Source organism: Streptomyces sp. NPDC001604 (assembly GCF_042893475.1).
In the GTDB taxonomy this organism is placed as follows: Bacteria; Actinomycetota; Actinomycetes; order Streptomycetales; family Streptomycetaceae; genus Streptomyces.
The window spans coordinates 347,571-367,036 of record NZ_JBIAUY010000008.1; the positions used below are offsets into that span (position 1 = coordinate 347,571).

The 19,466-nt window shown below is 70.9% G+C and carries 13 protein-coding genes; 8 read left to right on the forward strand and 5 right to left on the reverse strand.

What is annotated here, in order from left to right; translation table 11 throughout:
• Positions 1 to 101 precede the first annotated feature (101 nt).
• Entirely contained in the window at positions 102 to 1,307 is a 1,206-nt protein-coding gene (locus ACFY1E_RS24035) for an Ig-like domain-containing protein (protein WP_389079243.1), read from the reverse strand.
• A gap of 300 nt (positions 1,308 to 1,607) precedes the next feature.
• On the opposite strand from ACFY1E_RS24035, the gene glgX reads away from it, so the two are divergent.
• The 3 genes from glgX (at position 1,608) to ACFY1E_RS24050 (ending at position 5,887) form a co-directional block, all read left to right on the forward strand.
• Positions 1,608 to 3,851, forward strand: coding sequence for a glycogen debranching protein GlgX (glgX, locus tag ACFY1E_RS24040; RefSeq protein WP_389079245.1), 2,244 nt, complete (start codon positions 1,608 to 1,610; stop codon positions 3,849 to 3,851).
• A gap of 434 nt (positions 3,852 to 4,285) precedes the next feature.
• Entirely contained in the window at positions 4,286 to 4,381 is a 96-nt protein-coding gene (locus ACFY1E_RS24045; RefSeq protein WP_389079247.1) for a putative leader peptide, read from the forward strand.
• An 81-nt stretch (positions 4,382 to 4,462) separates the two neighbouring features.
• Positions 4,463 to 5,887, forward strand: a complete 1,425-nt coding sequence (locus tag ACFY1E_RS24050) for a sulfatase (RefSeq protein ID WP_389079248.1) — start codon at positions 4,463 to 4,465, stop codon at positions 5,885 to 5,887.
• Here the strand turns inward: ACFY1E_RS24050 and ACFY1E_RS24055 are convergent.
• Genes ACFY1E_RS24055 through ACFY1E_RS24070 form a run of 4 tightly spaced genes read right to left on the reverse strand, consistent with a single transcriptional unit; the run spans position 5,884 to position 9,494 of the window.
• Positions 5,884 to 6,540 carry a response regulator gene (locus ACFY1E_RS24055; RefSeq protein WP_389079251.1) on the reverse strand — a complete coding sequence of 219 codons (657 nt, stop codon included), beginning with the start codon at positions 6,538 to 6,540 and terminating at the stop codon, positions 5,884 to 5,886. The genes ACFY1E_RS24050 and ACFY1E_RS24055 overlap by 4 nt on opposite strands.
• Complete coding sequence (locus tag ACFY1E_RS24060; RefSeq protein WP_389079252.1) at positions 6,530 to 7,798, reverse strand: sensor histidine kinase; 1,269 nt, start codon at positions 7,796 to 7,798, stop codon at positions 6,530 to 6,532. Before ACFY1E_RS24060 ends, ACFY1E_RS24055 begins: the two co-directional genes overlap by 11 nt.
• A gap of 26 nt (positions 7,799 to 7,824) precedes the next feature.
• Positions 7,825 to 8,559 (reverse strand): ABC transporter permease, encoded by a 735-nt coding sequence (locus ACFY1E_RS24065; RefSeq protein ID WP_389079255.1) that lies wholly within the window; start codon positions 8,557 to 8,559, stop codon positions 7,825 to 7,827.
• Positions 8,556 to 9,494: an ABC transporter ATP-binding protein gene (locus ACFY1E_RS24070; protein ID WP_389079256.1), complete on the reverse strand. Its 939-nt coding sequence runs from the start codon at positions 9,492 to 9,494 to the stop codon at positions 8,556 to 8,558. Before ACFY1E_RS24070 ends, ACFY1E_RS24065 begins: the two co-directional genes overlap by 4 nt.
• Before the next feature lie 205 nt (positions 9,495 to 9,699).
• Here ACFY1E_RS24070 and ACFY1E_RS24075 point away from each other — a divergent pair, with 205 nt between their 5' ends.
• From ACFY1E_RS24075 to ACFY1E_RS24095, 5 genes are all read left to right on the forward strand, one after another.
• Positions 9,700 to 11,544: an ABC transporter ATP-binding protein gene (locus ACFY1E_RS24075; RefSeq protein WP_389079259.1), complete on the forward strand. Its 1,845-nt coding sequence runs from the start codon at positions 9,700 to 9,702 to the stop codon at positions 11,542 to 11,544.
• Complete coding sequence (locus ACFY1E_RS24080; RefSeq protein WP_389079261.1) at positions 11,541 to 13,400, forward strand: ABC transporter ATP-binding protein; 1,860 nt, start codon at positions 11,541 to 11,543, stop codon at positions 13,398 to 13,400. The genes ACFY1E_RS24075 and ACFY1E_RS24080 overlap by 4 nt, the downstream gene beginning before the upstream one ends.
• A gap of 69 nt (positions 13,401 to 13,469) precedes the next feature.
• Complete coding sequence (locus ACFY1E_RS24085; protein WP_389079264.1) at positions 13,470 to 15,248, forward strand: ABC transporter transmembrane domain-containing protein; 1,779 nt, start codon at positions 13,470 to 13,472, stop codon at positions 15,246 to 15,248.
• Complete coding sequence (locus ACFY1E_RS24090; RefSeq protein ID WP_389079266.1) at positions 15,245 to 16,999, forward strand: ABC transporter ATP-binding protein; 1,755 nt, start codon at positions 15,245 to 15,247, stop codon at positions 16,997 to 16,999. Before ACFY1E_RS24085 ends, ACFY1E_RS24090 begins: the two co-directional genes overlap by 4 nt.
• 242 nt (positions 17,000 to 17,241) lie before the next feature.
• Entirely contained in the window at positions 17,242 to 19,263 is a 2,022-nt protein-coding gene (locus ACFY1E_RS24095) for a M4 family metallopeptidase (RefSeq protein ID WP_389079269.1), read from the forward strand.
• Positions 19,264 to 19,466: the final 203 nt, after the last annotated feature.

Consider the following 19,466-nt stretch of genomic DNA (forward strand, 5'->3'; position numbering starts at 1 on the left):
CGCATATTAACTGCAAGGTTTTGGGGATCGTGTCAGCTGAAGGTCACCGTTCCGTCGCAACATCGACCATGCACCCGGCTCAAGCCCCGCCCTCCTTCGGGTTACTTGACCGCGCTGCCCGCCTTCCATGCCTTCCAGCCCATGTTCCACCCTCCGAGGCCGTTGTCGGGAGCGACCTTTTTGTCATTGCTGTGGACGACCTGGACGACGTCCCCGACGAGGCTGCGGTCGAAGAACCAGCCGGCCGGGGTGTCGGAGCTGCCGCCCTTGACGTCCATGAGCCCCACGCAGCCGTGGCTGACATTGACGTGGCCGGGGGCGTTCGGCGCCCAGTAGTTGCCGTGCAGGAAGGTGCCGGAGTCGGTGAGGCGCAGGGCGTGCGGGACGTCCGGGATGTCGTACTCGCCCTTGCCGTTGCGCTTCTTGAAGCCGACCGTGGCGCCGTTCATACGGGTCAGTTCGAGCATCTCCATCACCACCATCTTCCCGTTGTAGGTGGTGTGCCTGGGCGCCCCGGCCGTGATCGGGACGGTGGCGAGCAGCGCGCCGTCCCGCCGTACCTGCATGGTGTGCGCGGCCGCGTCGACCACGGAGATCTGGCTGCGGCCGACCGTGAAGGAGAACGTCTTGTACTGCAGCCCGTAGACGCCGGGCGCGCCTTCGACGTCGCGGAGGCGGAGGGAGACGGTGACCTGGGTGCCGGGTTTCCAGTACCGCTGGGGGCGGAAGTCGAGGCGGTCCTTGCCGAACCAGTGCGGGCGGATCTCCACCGGCGGTCGCGCGGTGACGTGGATGGCCCGCTCGACGGCCGCGCGGTGCTCGATCTCCCGGTTGAACTCCAGGGAGACGATCATTCCGGTGCCGACCGTGGAACGGTTCTCCGGGGTGACGTAGCCGATGAACCGCTCGTCGGGGACGAAGGTGGTGAAGGTCGCGTGCCGTGCGGACCTGCGGCCGTGGCCGTCCAGGGCCACCGCGTCGACGGTGTACTTGGCGGCCAGCGCGAGCCGGGGCTCGTCGGGCTCCCAGCGCAGGCCGTCCTCGGAGATGCGGCCGGGCACCTCCGAGTCCTGCGCGTCCTGGGACTTGACGACCTTCACCGACTCCAGTCGGCCGCTGGGCACCCCCACCCGGAGCCTGCGGCCGGGGCGGACGCCCTTGCTGTTGTCGTCCGGGGAGATCCGGATGACGTCCTCGGGCGCCGGAGCCTTGCCGAACGCCTCACCGATGTCGGTGCGGTCCGCCGGGTCGGCGGTACAGCCGGCGGCTCCGGCCAGCAGTCCTGCCCATGTCAGTACGGCGGCCAACGCGGCCCCCGCGCGCCGTGCGCGCCCTTGTCCATGCCTCTGCCTCACGGCGTACCCAACGACGCGGGCGCTCCGCGGGTTGTGCCGTGAGGTCCGCTTTCGTCTGCTTTCGTCTGCGGCGCCGTTGGGGTCCGCAATCGGCACAGCCCCGCGGCCTGAAGAGGCGCTGCCGAACCGGATGGGACTTCGTCCCCCATGCTCTGGGCAGAACAGTGGGGAGGACGACGCGACGGGGAGCCGCGGCCGGGACGCCGGGTGCTCTTCTGGGGGGTCGTTCCGTGAGCCGTGGGAGGCGGACTGGTGTCCAGCGCAGCCGAGCAGGAGGCGGTGGCCGAGGGGCGCGCCGAAGAGGGTGAACGCCCGTCCGGCGTGGTCAACGGCGCGTCCCGCAAGGTGCCGGGCGTGCCCGTGCGACCGGGTGCGCCGATGCCGCTGGGATCCAGGTTCCGGGTCGGCCCGGACGGGGTCGCGGGCACCAACTTCGCGCTGTGGGCGGGCGGGGCGGAGGCGGTGGAGCTGTGTCTGTTCGACGAGGCCGGCAAGGAGACCCGCGCCCGGCTGACCGAGCTGACGCACGAGATCTGGCACGGCTTCGTGCCGGGTGTGATGCCCGGGCAGCGGTACGGCTACCGGGTGCACGGCCGCTGGGACCCGTGGACCGGCGGCCGCTGGAACCCGGCGAAGCTGCTCCTCGACCCGTACGCGCGTGCGGTCGACGGCGACTTCAGCCTGCCGCCCGAGGTGTACGGGCACGTACGCGACTGGCCGCAGCAGCAGGTCGCGGACACCGTGCGCGACGACCGGGACTCGGCGCCGTACGTCCCCAAGGGCGTCGTGGTCCACGATGACGACGACTGGGCCGACGACCGCCGCCCGAAGACCCCGTGGGCGGACTCGGTCATCTACGAGCTGCACGTCAGGGGATTCACCGCCCTGCACCCGGGCATCCCGGAGGAACTGCGCGGCACCTACGCCGGGTTGGCGCACCCTGCCGCCGTCGAGCACCTCGTCAAGCTGGGCGTCACGGCCGTCGAACTGCTGCCCGTCCACCAGTTCGCGCACGAGGACCACCTGCTGCGCCGCGGGCTGAAGAACTACTGGGGCTACAACTCCATCGGCTACTTCGCGCCGCACGCCGCCTACGCCGCATCCGGTACGACGGGCCAGCAGGTCGGCGAGTTCAAGCGGATGGTCCGCGCGCTGCACGCGGCCGGCATCGAGGTCATCCTCGACGTGGTCTACAACCACACGGCGGAGGCGGGCGAGCTCGGCCCTACACTGTCGTTGAAGGGGATCGACAACCGGGGGTACTACCGGCTCCAGTCGGACGCCCGGCGCTACGCCGACTACACGGGCTGCGGCAACACGCTCCATGTGGTCCAGCCCCATGTGCTGCGCCTGATCACGGATTCTCTCCGCTACTGGGTGACGGAGATGGGCGTCGACGGCTTCCGCTTCGATCTGGCCGCCGCCCTCGCCCGGTCCATGCACGACGTGGACATGCTGTCGCCGTTCCTCGCGGTCATCGCGCAGGACCCGGTGCTGCGGCGGGTGAAGCTGATCGCCGAGCCGTGGGACGTCGGGTCCGGCGGCTACCAGGTGGGGTCCTTCCCGCCGCTGTGGACGGAGTGGAACGACCGGTACCGCAATGCCGTACGGGACTTCTGGCGGGGCGCGCTGCCGGACGTACGGGATCTCGGGTACCGGCTGTCGGGGTCGAGCGACCTGTACGCGTGGGGCGGCCGCCGGCCGTACGCGTCGGTCAACTTCATCACCGCGCACGACGGTTTCACCCTGCGCGACCTGGTGTCGTACGAGCGCAAGCACAACGAGGCCAACGGTGAGGGCAACCGGGACGGTTCGAACGACAACCGGTCGTGGAACTGCGGGGCGGAGGGGGAGACGGCCGACGAGCGGGTACGGGGGCTGAGGCGGCGGCAGCTGCGCAACCTGCTGACGACCCTGCTGCTGTCCACGGGCGTGCCGATGCTGGTGGCCGGCGACGAACTCGGGCGCACCCAGCGCGGCAACAACAACGCCTACTGCCAGGACAACGAGATCAGCTGGGTGGACTGGGGGCTGCTGGAGGAGCCGGGCTGGAAAGCCCTGTTCGACCTCACGGCCCGGCTCATCGAGCTGCGGCACCGGCATCCCGTACTGCGCCGCCGGGCCTTCTTCTCGGGGCGGGCGCACTCCGCCGACGGTCTGCGCGACCTGGCCTGGTTCACCGCGCGCGGCACCGAGATGACGGAACGGGACTGGTACGCGCCCGCCGCCACGCTCGGCATGTATCTGTCCGGGCGGGACATACCGGGCCGCGACGAGCGCGGCGACCCGATCCTCGACGACAGCTTCCTGGCCGTCCTGCACGCCGGGGACCGCCCGGTGAGCTTCGTGCTGCCCGGGCCGCCGTGGGCCGAGCAGTACGAGGTGGTCGTCGACACGTCGAGGGAGGCGCAGGGGGAGGCGCCCGGGGTGGTGCACCGGGCGGGGACGGCGATCACGGTGCCGGCACGGGCGGTGCTGCTGCTGCGGGTCGACTGAACGGCCGTCCCGTCCGGCGCCCTTCGCGGCGCTGCGTCTGCTGCCGGCCGAGCGGCTGGTGCTGCTCGCCCACTGCGAGGCCGGGGGACTACGACCGCTTCCGCACCGCCGTCGCCGCGGAGTACGTACGGCAGTCGGACACCGAGCCCGGAGCACCGGACACGGCCCGGTGGCCGCCCCTGCCCGCGCTGACCGACCACCCGCCACCGGACCGCCCCGAGCGGCCGCCCGACCCGACGCCCCCGTGACCGCCTCAGCGTCATCATGCTCAGCCGACTGGTTCAAGCGCCAACCCCAGTCGGCCATGGCGCAGTTGGCCGCTCTGCCGACGCGCGCGGCCGGGACATGGGCACCCGGCCGATCCGGCGGACCGTGTTCCACAGTGCGAACACGTCCTTGACGGCTCAATGGGCGCACTGGCACCGTCCATGGTCATGAGGCTGTCCGCTGACCACCGCTGCGCGCGCGTCGCGCTCGTGGAGCGACGCCACGTGGATCTGTGCCGGCAGTCCAGCGCCATCTGTCGCTGAGCCGCAGCCCCCTCCCCCTTCTTTCCCTCCCCCTCGCTTTGCGTGCCGTGTTGCAGGGTGCGCCGATCCCTAGGATCCCTTATGCCTGAAATATCCCGTCGTGCTTTCGGTGGTCTCGTCGGCGGCGGTGCCATGACCGCCGTCGCCGGTACCGCAGGCGCCGCGAGCGCCGCCGAAGCCGCCCCCGCCGAGCGCCCGTTCCGGGCCCGTACGGCCCCCGCGGCCGGAAAGCGCCCCAACCTGCTGGTCATCCTCGGCGACGACCTCGGCTGGGCCGACCTCTCCTCCTACGGCGCTCCCCACATCAGGACGCCGAACCTGGACCGGCTGGCCCGGCAGGGAGTGCGCTTCACGGACGCCTACTCCGGCTCCGCGACCTGCTCGCCGACCCGGTTCAGCCTGTACACCGGGCGCTATCCCGGCCGTACGAAGGGCGGGCTCGCCGAGCCGATCGCGAACAGGACGCAGGGCCTGGACCCGAACCACCCCACCCTGGCCTCCCTCCTGAAGAAGGCCGGCTACTCCACCGCGCTGATCGGCAAGTGGCACTGCGGCTGGCTGCCCGACTACAGCCCCACCAAGTCCGGCTGGGACGAGTTCTTCGGCAACCACGGCGGGGTGCTCGAGTACTTCTCCAAGCTCGGGCAGCTGGGCGACTACGACCTCTACGAGGGCGACGCCGAGTACAAGGACCTGCGGTACTACACGAACGTCCTGACCGAGCGGGCCGTCGAGTACGTCAGCCGCGATCATGACAGGCCCTGGCTGCTGAACCTCAACTTCACCACCCCGCACTGGCCCTGGCTGGCGGAGGGCGACGAGGAGACCGGCGCCGAGATCGCGGCGAAGATCCGGGCCGCGAAGAGCCAGGCGGAGGTCAGCAACGCCCTCAACCACTACGACGGCGGGTCGGTCGCCAAGTACACGGAGATGGTGCAGAGCCTGGACGCGGCCGTCGGCGAGGTGCTCGCCGCGCTGCGCCGCTCGGGGCAGGAGGATCACACCCTGGTGTACTTCGCCAGCGACAACGGCGGTGAGCGCTGGTCGTACCTGTGGCCGCTGAGCGGTGAGAAGTTCGTGCTGCAGGAGGGCGGCATCCGGGTGCCGACGATCGTGCGCTGGCCGCACCGCATCGACGGCAACCAGGTCAGCCACGAGCCGAACTTCTCCCCCGACTGGACGGCGACCTTCCTGGAGGTGGCGGGCGCCCGCCCCGACCCTGCCTACCCGCTGGACGGAACCAGCCTGGCCGGATACCTGCTGCGGGGCGAAGGGCTCCCGGAACGCGACCTGTTCTGGCGGGTGCGCGCCAACCGGGCGCTCAGGCGCGGGAACTGGAAGTACTACCAGGACTCCACCGGCAAGGACCATCTCTACGACCTCGGCGCCGACCTGCGCGAGCAGGCCGATCTGGCGCCGGACAAGCCGCAGTTGCTCGCGGAGCTCAAGGCGTCCTGGGAGAAGACCGCCTCCGGTCTGCTCCCCTATCCGCAGCAGACGAGCTAGCCGAGGATCCCCCGCTCGTACGCAGTCGCCACCGCCGCCGCACGGTCGTTGACGCCCAACTTGCCGTACAGATGGGTGAGATGGGTCTTCACGGTCGCCTCGCTGATGAACAGTTCGCGGGCGATCTCGCGGTTGGACGTGCCCTTGGCCACCAGGGCGAGGACCTCGCGCTCGCGGGCGGAGAGGGGCTCGTTCCCGGGTGGCCTGGGGGTGCGGACCGCGGAGACCAGGCGGGAGGCGACGGCGGGGGACAGCACCGTGCGGCCTTCCGCCGCCGCGCGGACGGCCGTGAAGAGCTCGTCGCGCGGGGCGTCCTTGAGCAGATAGCCGGTCGCGCCCGCCTCGATCGCGGGCAGGGTGTCCGAGTCGGTGTCGTACGTCGTCAGGACCAGGATCTTGGCCCGGGCACCGCGTCGGGTCAGCTCCGCGATCGCGTCCACTCCCCCGCCGCCCGGCATCCGCAGGTCCATCAGGATCACGTCGGGGTCGAGGGCCGCGGCCCGTTCGAGCGCCTCGACGCCGTTCGACGCCTCGCCGAGGACGGTGAATCCGGGGGCCGAGTCGAACATGCCGCGCAGGCCGTCGCGTACGACGGGATGGTCGTCGACGATCAGCAGGGAGATCTGCGGGGTGCCGGTCGGGTCAGCTGTCATGGCGGACCAACGGTACGCGAGCCGACAGTGCCGTGCCGTGGCCCGGTTCCGTCTCGACGGTCAGCGAGCCCGCGATGCGTTCGGCGCGGGCCCGCATGCCGTCGAGGCCGAAGCCGCCGGAGCCGGTGCGGGCCGGGAGCGCGAGGGGGTCGAAGCCGCGGCCGTCGTCGCGGATGTCGAGGATCACCTCGTCGCCCAGGAAGGAGAGGGTGACGCCGAGGCGTGAGGCGCGGGCATGGCGGGCCGCGTTGGACAGGGCCTCCTGGGCGATGCGCAGCAGGGTGGCCGAGACCTCCTCGTGGAGCTGTTCCGCCGTGCCCGTGACCGTGAACTCGGCGCGTACGCCCGTCCGTTCGCCCCATGCGGCGACCGTCTTCTTCAGCGCCTCGGGCAGTCCGGCGTCCGCCAGTTCCACCGGCGCCAGGTTGTGCACCGAACGGCGGGCCTCGCCGAGGCTGTGCCGGGCCAGGTCCATGGCGCGGCCCAGGTGTTCACGCGCCTGCTCCGGGCCGGGAGTGTTGGAGACGACCTGGAGCTGGGCGATGATGCCGGTCAGGCCCTGGGCGATGGTGTCGTGGATCTCGGCGGCGAGCCGCCGCCGTTCGTCGGCCACCCCCGCTTCCCTTGCCTGGAGGAGGAGTTGGGCGTGGAGGGCGGCGTTCTCGTCGAGCGCCTGCTGCAGGGCGGCGTTGGTGCGTTCGAGTTCGGAGATGGTCACGGTCCGTTCGCGGGCCCGCTGCGTCTCCTGCTCGGTGAGATGGGCAATCACCATCTGCATGATCGAGTTGGCGACCAGGAGCGCGCCGAAGACGGCCCACTGCACTCCGCTCCCGAACGGCATCCCGCCGGCCTGCGCGCCGGCCACGATGACCGCGCTCGCAAGCAGCCCCAGCCGCCGCCGGCGCCTGCCCGGGATGGTCTCGTCGGCGTCCATGTAGCCGGCGGCTGCGTAGAACGCGAAGAACGGGTTGATCCAGGTGAGGACGAAGGCGAGGGCCCAGCGGACGACGTAGTACGCCGTCCCGGTCCGGGACGGCGTACGGCCGCGGTCGGGGCGGCGCACCCGGAGGCCCTGCCAGGACAGTTGGAGCGCGACCGCGGCGCCGACCAGGGTCCAGGCGGTGTACCACTTGGCCGGTGAGGCGTGCTGGTCGGCGGTCGCGAGCGCGGGGACGAAACCAATGAGGAGCAGCCCGTACGGCCCCCAGGTGCGCAGTTGGTCCCAGCGCCGGTCCATCTGGCTGTCCACCACGGTCATGTCCTCAGTCTGCACGGCCGGATCGCCTACTCCCAGCGGAACCAGCGGCTCGCCACCGCCGTGAGCAGCAGGATCCATATCGCCAGCACGCCCAGGTGCCCCCAGCCCGGCCAGTGCCCGGCCGCCGCCCGGTTGAGAGCCTGCGCGGCCGCTCCGAAGGGCGTGTACCCGACGATCCGGGCCATCAGGTGGGGCATGGACTGCGTCGGCAGCCACACGCCCGCGCAGAACATCGACGGGAAGAAGACGGCCGAACCGATCGCCCCCGCGATCTTCGTCGTGCGGGACAGGGCCGACACCACCGATCCGAGAGCGAGGGCGGCCAGGACGGCCAGCAGCAGGGCGAGGACGTATCCGAGGGGCTGTTTCGGGAGTCGTACGGCGAAGGCGAGGCGCCCGACCGCGAGGGCCAGCAGCGCGGACACCAGGGCGGCAGCGCCGTACACCACCATCTGCGCGGACAGCAGGGCTCCCGGCCGGACCGGAGTGGTGGCCATCCGGCGCAGGATGCCGTGCTCCCGGTAGCCGGTGAGGGTCTGCGGCATCGCCTGCAGACCGCCGACGATCATTCCGACCAGCACGACGACCGGGACGTAGACGTCGATGGTGCGCAGACCGCCGAGGTCGGCCTGGTGGTCCCGGAAGGACGGGATGGAGCCGAGGATCACCAGCAGGAGGGTCGGGAAGAGCAGGATCCAGAAGATGGCGCCGGGTTCCCGGCGGAAGAGGCGGACCTCGGTCCTCAGTACGGCGGTGCTCATGCCGCTGTCTCCTCGGTGTCGGTGTCGGTGTCGGTGTCGTCGGTCTTGGTCAGGTCGAGGAACGCGTCGTCGAGCGTGGCGTCCACGACACGCAGTTGGTGGGCGGTGATGTGGTGCCGGGCGAGGAGGGTGACGACCGCGTTGACCGTCTCGTCCGTGCCGGAGAGGGTGATACGGCCGTCCTTGTGCTCCACGGACGCGAGCGCGGGCAGTGCGGCGAGGTCACGGTCGTCCAGCGGGGCGGAGGGGGTGAAGCTGATGACGGTGGCCCCAGCCGAGCGCCGGATGAGGCCGGCCGGGGTGTCCAGTGCGGCCACCCTGCCCTTGTCGATCACGGCGATCCGGTCGCACAGGCGCTGCGCCTCCTCCATGAAGTGGGTGACGAGGAGGACCGTCACGCCCCTGGCCCTGACGTCCTCGATCAGCGCCCAGGTGTCCCGGCGGGCCCGCGGGTCCAGGCCGGTCGTCAGCTCGTCCAGCACGACCACCCGCGGGTTGCCGATCAGGGCGAGCGCGATGAACAGGCGCTGCTTCTGGCCGCCGGAGAGCTTGCCGAACCGGGTGGTCAGCTTGGCGGTCAGGCCGAGGCGTTCGGCGAGCGGCGCCCAGTCGAGCGGGGTCGGGTAGAAGGAGGCGTACAGCTCCAGCGCCTCGCGGACGGTGAGCTTGGGCTGCAGTTCGCTCTGCTGCAGCTGGGCGCCCAGGACGCGGGCCACGCGCGCGTGGTCGGCGACGGGGTCGAGGCCGGTGACACGGACCCGGCCCGCGTCGGGGACGCGCAGTCCCTCGACGCACTCGACGGTGGTGGTCTTGCCGGCGCCGTTCGGGCCGAGGATCCCGAAGATCTCGCCCTCCTCGACGGCGAAGGAGACGCCGTCGACGACGGTCCGGCCGCCGTAGGACTTGCGCAGTTCGGTGACTTCGATGACGGACATGGCATCAGAGTCGCGGGAAGCGCCCCGCCGCCACATCGGCCGTCCCGCTCGAAGGCACATCAACCGATCGGTTGATGCCGGGGTACGACCCCTCCGGATCTCTTGTACGACCCCTCGAACGCGCAGGTCGTAGGACCAGGGGCCGAGCCAGGTCCGGCCAAAACTCGGTGGGCGTTGTCAGTGCCGATCCGTAGGCTCACAGACGATGCCCTCGACACGTGCAACCACCAAGGACCCCGGCAAAACCACCGACCGATCGGCCGTGCGCACCCTGCTGCGCCTGTGGCCGTACGTACGGCCCGTGCGGGCGCGGCTGTTCACCGCCGCGTTCGTCGCCGTGCTCGCCTCCTGTACGGGCCTCGTGATCCCGCTCGTACTGAAGTGGATGGTGGACGGGCCGGTCGCCGACCGGGACCCGGCGGGCGTGTGGCTCGGCGCGCTGTACCTGCTGCTCCTCGGGCTCGGCGAGGCACTGCTGTTCGGGCTGCGGCGGTGGCTGGTGGCGCGGCCCCTCGCCGGCATCGAGGCGGGGATGCGGGCGGATCTGTACCGGCATCTGCAGCGGCTGCCGGTCGCCTTCCACGACCGCTGGGCCTCGGGCCAGTTGCTCTCGCGCGGCACGACGGACCTGATGCTGCTGCGCATGTTCCTCGCCTTTCCGATGACGTTCCTGCTGGTCAACGGGGTGACGATCCTCGTCGGCGTAGTGATCATGCTGCTGCAGGACTGGACGCTCGGGCTGGTGATCCTGGGACCGGCCGTTCCCGTGATGGTCACCTGCGTGATCTTCGAGAAGCGGTACGCCGATGTGGCGCGGCTCGCGCAGGACCAGGTCGGCGATCTGACGACCGTCGTCGAGGAGAGCGTGCTCGGCATCCGGATCATCAAGGGGTTCGGGCGCCACCGCAGCCAGGCACGGGCGTTCCGGGAACTGACGCGGACGCTGCGGGGGACGGAGCTGCGGAAGGCCCGGCTGCTCGCCACCATCTGGGGCGTCATCGTGACGCTGCCGGAGGTGGCCATCGGGGCGGCCTTGGTGCTGGGGGCTGTCCAGGTTGCGGACGGATCGCTGTCCGCGGGGACGTTGGTCGCCTTCCTGTCGACGGCACTTGCGTTGCGGTGGCCGGTGGACTCGATCGGGTTTCTGCTGGCGATGAGCCAGGAGGCGGCGACGGCGACCGAGCGGTACTTCGAGGTGATGGACGAGGTACCGGAGGACGAGTCCGCCGCAGCTGCGGGCCTTCGTGCCGCTGGGGCGGCTCCAGACCCACAGAGAGCGGCACCTCGCACCGCCGAGTCGAGCGGCCTCCGGTTCCACAACGTGCGGTTCCGTTATCCCGACGCCCCTAGCGACTCCCCTCCCGTCCTCGACCGCATCGATCTCCACATCCGCCCCGGCGAGTCCATGGCCCTGGTGGGTGCGACCGGGAGCGGCAAGACGACGCTGACCGCACTCGTCCCCCGCCTCCACGAGGTCACGTCCGGTCGCATCACGCTCGACGGCGAGGACATCACCGCCATGTCCCGCGAGGAACTGCGCGCCCTCGTCGCCGTCGCCTTCGAGGAACCCACGCTCTTCTCCGCGACCGTCGGGGACAACGTGCTCATGGGCGCACAGGACGGTGCAGGCGACGCCGAGCTGAACCGCGCGCTCGCCGTCGCGCAGGCGGAGTTCGCGCATGCGCTGCCCCAGGGCACGGACACCCAGGTGGGCGAGCAGGGCCTCAGCCTCTCCGGCGGGCAGCGGCAGCGGCTGGCGCTGGCGCGGGCCGTCGTGGGCAGACCCAGGTTCCTCGTCCTGGACGACCCGCTGTCCGCCCTCGACGTGCACACCGAGGCGGCGGTCGAGGCCGCCCTGCGGGACGTCCTCGCGGACACCACGGCGCTCATCGTGGCGCACCGCCCGTCCACGGTCCTGCTCGCCGACCGGGTCGCGCTGCTGTCCGCCGGCCGGATCACCGCCGTCGGCACGCATCACGAACTGCTGCGCACGAACGCCGAGTACGCCCATCTGATGTCCGGGACCTCAGAAGCGGAGGACGAGCGATGACCGCCCCCACCACCTCCGTCCTCACGGCGGACGACGAGCCGGACCTTCCCCGCCCCAAGGAGGCCGGAGACCCCTTCGACCGGGACGTCCTGCCCACTCCCCCGGGCGCCACCATCGGTCTGCTGCGCTCCCTGCTCGCCCCCATGAGGGCCCGCGTCGCCGTCACCACGCTCCTGCTGCTGCTCCAGCAGGCGGCGGTACAGGCGGGCCCGCTGCTGGTGGCGTACGCGATCGACAAGGCCGTACCGGCGTTCCGGGACCACGACCACGGCCCGCTGATCGCGGTGGCCGCGGGCTATCTGCTGTGCGCGCTGGTCTCCGGCGGGCTGCAGTACGCGTTCATCATCGCCTCCGCCCGGGTCAACCAGGACGTACTGCTCGATCTGCGCGGCCGTATCTTCCGGCATGCGCAGGCGCTGAGCATCGACTTCCACGAGCGATACACGAGCGGACGACTGATCTCCCGGTCCACGGCGGACGTGGAGTCGCTGCGGGAACTGCTCAACGAGGGGCTGCAGGAACTCATCACGGTCATCCTGTCCTTCGTCTACATCTCGGCCATGCTGCTCTGGCTGGACCTGGGGCTCGGCGCCGTCGCGGTGGCGTCCTTCGTGCCGCTGTACCTGCTGGTACGGCTATACCAGCGGCGCGCGGTACGGGTGTACCGGGTGCGGTCCACCGCCACCGCGGCCGTCATCGTCAAGTTCGTCGAGACCATGAACGGCATCCGGCCGGTGCGAGCGTTCCGCCGCGAGGCCGCGAACGACGCCGACTTCCTGAAGCTGAACCGGCGGCACGAGCGGGTCAACGGGGACGCCCTGCTGGAGATGGCCCGCTATGTCGTCGGCTCCCGGCTGGTCGCCAACACGGCCGTCGCGGTGATCGTGCTGTGGGGCGCCTACCGGGTGGCGGGCGGCTCGCTGGAGCTGGGCGTGCTGGCGGCCGCGGTGCTCTATCTGCGCCGCCTCTACGACCCGATCGACCGCCTCGGCATGTTCCTGAACTCGTACCAGTCGGCGGCGGCCTCCCTGGAGAAGATCGCCGGGCTGCTCGCGCAGACACCGTCCGTGCCGGAGCCTTCGAACCCCGTGGAACTTCCGGTGCTGGAGAGCGAGCACCCCGGCCGCGAGGTCGTCTTCGACGGCGTCAGCTTCGGCTATCGCACCGGCGGCGAGGTCCTGCCGGTCTTCGATCTGACGATCCCCGCCGGCCAGACGGTCGCGGTCGTCGGTTCGACGGGCGCCGGCAAGTCGACCCTCGCCAAGCTGCTGGCCCGCTTCTACGACCCCTCCGCGGGCCGGGTCCTGCTGGACGGCGTCGACCTGCGCGACCTAGCCGTGCCCGAGCTGCGGCGCGGGGTGGTGATGGTGACGCAGGAGGCGTTCCTGTTCTCCGGCACGGTCGCCGAGAACATCGCCATCGGCCGCCCGGACGCGACCCGCGAGCAGATCGAGCAGGCCGCGAAGGCGATCGGAGCCCACGAGTTCATCAGCGCCCTGCCCGACGGGTACGACACGGACGTACGCAAGCGGGGCGGCCGCATCTCCGCGGGCCAGCGCCAGCTCGTGGCCTTCGCCCGGGCGCTGCTCGCCGACCCGGCCGTGCTGATCCTCGACGAGGCGACCAGCTCGCTCGACATCCCGGGCGAACGCGCGGTGCAACAGGCGATGTTGACCGTCCTGCGCGGACGTACGGCGGTGGTCATCGCGCACCGGCTGTCGACCGTCGAGATCGCGGACCGGGTACTGGTCATGGAGCACGGAAAGATCGTGGAGGACGGCAGCCCGACCGAACTGATCGAAGGCACCGGGCGGTTCGCGGACCTGCACCGGGCGTGGCGGGACAGTCTGGCGTAGAGATCGCAGGATCTGTAGAGATCGCAGGATCTGCAGGGACCTGCAGGGATCGGCAGGGATCGGGGGAGCATGATCGACGCGTACGAGGACCCGGGCGAGCCCGACCGCCGCGGGGGCGCCCGCTATCTGCTGTGGCTGGTGCGCTGCCAGCCCGGCCGGTCGCTCGCCGGGGCGGTGCTGGGCAGCGTGTGGATGGTGCTGCTGGCCGCGACGCCGTATCTCCTCTCCCGGGCGATCGACGACGGGCTGGAGCCCGGTGACTACCCGGCACTGGCGGGCTGGACCGCGGCACTCTTCGCGGTCGGGTCGTTCAACGCCTGGCTGAGCATCATGCGGCACCGCACGATGACACGGGTGCGGATGGACGCCAACTTCCGCACGGTCAAGGTGGTCGTCGGCCAGGCGGTCCGGCTGGGCGCCGCGCTGCCGCGGCAGGTGGGGGCCGGGGAGGTCGTCACCATCGGGGTCGGCGACGTACAGACGATCAGCGGGTCGCTGACGGTGGTGGGCCCCGGGGTGGGGGCGGTGGTCGCCTACCTGGTGGTCGCGGCCGTTCTTCTCTCGGTCTCGCCGTTGATCGCCGCCGTCGTACTCCTCGGCATACCCGTGATCGTCGTGATCGTCGGACCGCTGCTGACCCGTCTGCAGGGCGCGGAGACCGAGTACCGCAACCGGCAGGGCGTCCTCACGGCCCGGATCGCCGACCTCGCGGGCGGCCTGCGCGTCCTCAACGGCCTCGGTGGCAAGGGCCTGTTCGCAGACGCCTTCCACCAGGACTCCCAGCGGCTGCGCCGCCAGGGCTACCGGGTCGGAGCGGTCACCAGCTGGGTTCAGGCGCTCGGCATCGGGCTGCCGACCCTGTTCCTCGCAGTGGTCACCTGGCTGGCGGCCCGCCTGGCCGCCCAAGGTTCCATCACCATCGGCCAGTTGGTGTCGGTGTACGGCTATGTGGCCGTCCTGGTCGGCCCGGTGGCCTTCTGGGTGGAATGCGGCTACCAGATCAGCCGCGGCCTGGTCTCGGCCCGCCGGGTCGTGCGCTTCCTGCAACTGGAGCCCTTGGCCGACACCGGCACCCGCGACGCGCCTGCGGAGCCGGCCGTACTGCACGATCCCGAGTCGGGAGTACGCGTACGACCCGGGCGGCTGACCGCTCTCGCCGGAGCCCGCCCGGCAGACGCGGCAACGGTGGTGGACCGCCTGGGCCGGTACACCCCGTCGAGGGCAACCTGGGGCGACATACCGCTGGACGAGATCGAACTCAGGCAAGTCAGGCGGCGCATCCTGGTGGCCGACCACGAGGCCGACCTTTTCGCAGGCCCCCTGCGCGATGTACTCGGCGCTGCGGATGGCGCCTTCAGGGGCGCGGGGAACTGCGCGAGCAACCACAAACCACCCGCAGACGCCCGACAACAAGCCGAGGCACTTTCTGACGCGCACCTGGCCAAAGCCATCCACACCGCCGTCGCAGACGACATCGTCCAGGGCCTGCCCGACAACCTCGATTCAGCGATAGACCCCCAGGCCCGCAACCTCTCCGGCGGCCAAAGACAACGCATCCGCCTGGCCAGGGCCCTGGCAGCCGACCCGGAGGTCCTACTAGCCGTCGAGCCGACCTCAGCCCTGGACGCGCACACCGAAGCCCTGGTGGCCCACAGGCTGCGGGCGGCCCGCAGGGGCCGTACCACGGTCGTCACGACCACCTCCCCCCTCGTACTGGACCGCGCGGACACCGTGCACTACCTGGTCGACGGCAAAGTCGCGGCCACCGGAGCCCACCGCGAACTACTGGACACCGAGCCGGGCTACCGCGCCCTGGTCGCACGGGACGCCGAGGAGACGGTCCGATGACGGCGGCCTCAGGCCGACTCCCCGTCGCCGAACGGCAAGACGTACGCCGCGCCATGGTGCGCCTCGTACAGGCCGACGCCCGCGCCTTCGGCGCCGTACTCGCACTGAACGCCCTGGCGGCCGGAGCCGGACTCGCCGGACCCTGGCTGGTCGGCCGGATCATCGACGAGGTGCGGGCCGGACACGGCGTGGCCGCCGTCGACCGGCTGGCGCTGTGGATCCTGCTCTGCTCGCTGGCGCAGCTGGTGCTCGCCCGCTGGGCCCGCTATGTGGGACACCGCTTCGGGGAGCGGACCCTGGCCCGTGTGCGCGAGGAGTTCGTCGACCGGGCGCTCGCGCTGCCCGCGGCGGTCGTGGAGCGGGCCGGCACCGGCGATCTGACGGCGCGCGGGACGGCCGACGTGGCCACGGTCGGCACGACGCTGCGTGACGTCGGCCCCGAGCTGCTCATCAACGGCGTGCAGGCACTGTTCCTGCTCGGCGCGGTGTTCTGGCTGAACCCGCTGCTCGGCGGGTGCGGCCTGCTCGGCCTGATGGGCATCTGGTGCGCGCTGCGCTGGTATCTGCGCCGGGCTCGCGACGGCTATCTCGCCGAGGGTGCCGCCACCTCCGAGGTCGCCGAGATCCTCGCGGCGACCGCGTCCGGCGCCCGCACGGTCGAGGCGCTGCGGCTGGAGCAGCGGCGGATCGCCGCGAGCCGGGACGCGCTGGAGACGTCCCGCCGCACCCGGCTGTACACGCTGTTCCTGCGCACCGTGTTCTTCCCGGCGGTGGAGGTCTCCTACCTGGTTCCGGTGGCGGCGGTGCTGCTGGTCGGCGGGGTGCTGCACGGGCGCGGCACGCTGAGTCTCGGCGCGGTCGTGACGGCGGCCCTGTATCTGCAGCGGCTGAGCCGGCCCCTCGACGAGATCCTGATGCGGGTCGAGCAACTGCAGAACAGCAGCGCCTCCTTCGCCCGCGTGGAGGGCCTGGCCCGGGCGCCCCGCGCACAGCAGGCCGATGCGCCCGCCCCGGCGGACGACCGCTTCGACGTGGCCGGGGTGCGGTACGCCTACGAGCGCGGCGGCGAGGTGCTGCACGGCGTCGACCTGACCGTACGGCCCGGCGAGCGGCTCGCGGTGGTGGGCCCCTCGGGCGCCGGAAAGACCACGCTGAGCAGACTGCTGGCAGGTGTCGACGCACCCACCGAGGGCACGGTGACCGTCGGTGGGGTGCCCGTGGTCGACCTCGGCCCCGAGCAGCTGCGCCGCCAGGTCGTCCTGGTCACCCAGGAGCACCATGTGTTCCTCGGCTCGGTCCGCGACAACCTGCTGATCGCCGAACCGGCCGCCACGGACGAGGAGTTGTGGGCGGCGCTGACGGCGGTGGGAGCCGACGGCTGGGTGCGCGAACTGCCGGACGGCCTGGACACCCCGCTCGGAGACGGCGGCACCCGCACCGACGGCTCCCAGGCCCAGCAGCTCGCCCTCGCCCGGGTGGTCCTGGCCGACCCGCACACCCTGATCCTCGACGAGGCCACCGCCCTCCTCGACCCGACCACCGCCCGTCACACCGAGCGCGCCCTGGCCGCCGTACTCGAGGGCCGGACGGTCATCGCCATCGCCCACCGTCTGCACACCGCCCACGACGCGGACCGGGTGGCCGTGATGGAGGACGGCCGGCTCACCGAACTCGGCACGCACGAAGAGCTCGTGGCAGCGGACGGGGCGTACGCGGCGCTGTGGCACACCTGGCACGGCGAGCCGTCGTAGGACGCACTTTCCGCTCACAATCAACCATCCAGTCCGGATACCGAACATGAACAACCGGACAACGAACCATTTCCGGCCAACTTTGTGACGCGCTCCTGACATGGCGGGAATCTCCTGCCACCCTTCCCACAGCTTCAACACAGCAACCCCACAAGCTCCACCCCCAGTTCTGCCCGGACGGTCGACCCACCGTCCGGATCTCCCTGGCCGCGCAACCCGCGGCCACGCAGAAGGAGTCAGTGTTGAGAAGCAGTTCCTCTCGCAGACGCACCTCCCACATCGTCGCCGTCGCCGGCGTCACCGCACTGCTCGCCGCGGCCGTCCAGTCCGGCGCCGCGTCCGCCGCTCCGGCCCGCGCCTCGTCCCCGAACAAGGCGCACACGGCCGTCAAGCTCTCCCCCTCCCAGCGCGCCGAGCTGATACGCGACGCCGACAGCGCCCGTGCGCAGACCGCCAAGGACATCGGCCTCGGCGCGAAGGAGAAGCTCGTCGTCCGTGACGTGGTCAAGGACGTCGACGGCACCCTGCACACCCGCTACGAGCGCACCTACGACGGCCTGCCGGTCCTCGGCGGCGACCTGGTCGTCGACACCGCCAAGTCGGGTGCCACCAAGGACGTCATCAAGGCGACGAACGCCGCCATCAAGGTCGCCGACGTCACCCCGGACATCACCAGGGCGGCCGCCGAGCAGCAGGCCGTGAAGCGCGCCAAGGCCCTCGGCGGCACCAAGTCGACCGCCGACAGCGCCCGCAAGGTGATCTGGGCGGCGAGCGGCAAGCCGGTCCTCGCGTACGAGACGGTCATCGGCGGCTTCCAGGACGACGGCACGCCGAACCAGCTGCACGTCATCACGGACGCCACCACCGGCAAGAAGCTCTACGAGTACCAGGGCATCGAGAACGCGACCGGCACCGGCAACACGCAGTACAGCGGCACGGTCTCGCTGACGACGACCCAGTCGGGCTCGAACTACAACCTGACCGACGGCGACCGCGGCGGCCACAAGACGTACAACCTGAACCACGGCACGTCCGGCACCGGCACGCTGTTCTCGCAGAGCAGCAACACCTGGGGCAACGGCACCACCTCGAACGCCGCGACCGCGGGCGCGGACGCCCACTACGGCGCCGCGGAGACCTGGGACTTCTACAAGAACACCTTCGGTCGCAGCGGCATCAAGAACAACGGCGTCGGCGCCTACTCGCGCGTCCACTACGGCAACTCGTACGTGAACGCGTTCTGGGACGACGGCTGCTTCTGCATGACGTACGGCGACGGCTCCGGCAACGCGGACCCGCTGACCTCGCTGGACGTGGCGGGCCACGAGATGACCCACGGCGTCACCTCCAACACCGCGGGCCTCAACTACAGCGGAGAGTCGGGCGGCCTCAACGAGGCGACCTCCGACATCCTCGGCGGCGTCGGCGTCGAGTTCTACGCCAACAACTCGTCCGACAAGGGTGACTACCTCATCGGCGAGAAGATCAACATCAACGGCGACGGCACCCCGCTGCGCTACATGGACAAGCCCAGCAAGGACGGCGGCTCCGCCGACTCCTGGTACTCGGGCGTCGGCAACCTCGACGTGCACTACTCCTCGGGCGTCGCCAACCACTTCTTCTACCTGCTGAGCGAGGGCAGCGGCGCCAAGGTCATCAACGGCGTCAGCTACAACTCGCCGACGGCGGACGGCCTTCCGGTCACCGGCATCGGCCGGGACAAGGCCCTGGCGATCTGGTACCGGGCGCTGACCACCAAGTGGACGTCCACCACCAACTACGCGGGCGCCCGCACGGGCACGCTCGCGGCCGCCGGTGAGCTGTACGGCACCACCTCCGCCGAGTACAAGGCCGTGCAGGACGCATGGGCGGCCGTGAAGGTCGGCTCGCGCTCCGGCGGTGGCGGCGGGTCCGGCACGTCGTACGAGAACACGACCCCGGTCTCGATCCCGGACAACGGGCCGGCCGTCACCTCGTCGATCACCGTCTCCGGCAGGAGCGGAAACGCGCCAAGCAACCTCCAGGTGAGTGTCGACATCACGCACACCTGGCGGGGTGACCTGGTGATCGATCTGCTCGGCCCGTCGGGCACCGCGTACCGTCTGAAGAACTTCTCCTCCTCGGACTCGGCCGACAACGTCCAGGAGACGTACACGGTCAACGCCTCGAGCGAAACAGCCAATGGAACCTGGAAATTGAAGGTCCAGGACCAGGCTGCGCAGGACGTCGGCACGCTCAACAGCTGGAAGGTGACATTCCCGTAGACCGCAGACAGCGGCCTCGGAAACAGGGCGCCGTCCCGGAGCACAACTCCCGGGGCGGCGCCCGTTTACATCCCTGAAACGTTAACCGGACAGTCGGTTTCCAGCCAACATCACTTCGGCCCGCTGACATGTACGCGTCTGGATGTCACTCTTCTCCACAACCGCCGCACAACTTCACTGCAACTCCGGACGGGCGCCCCACG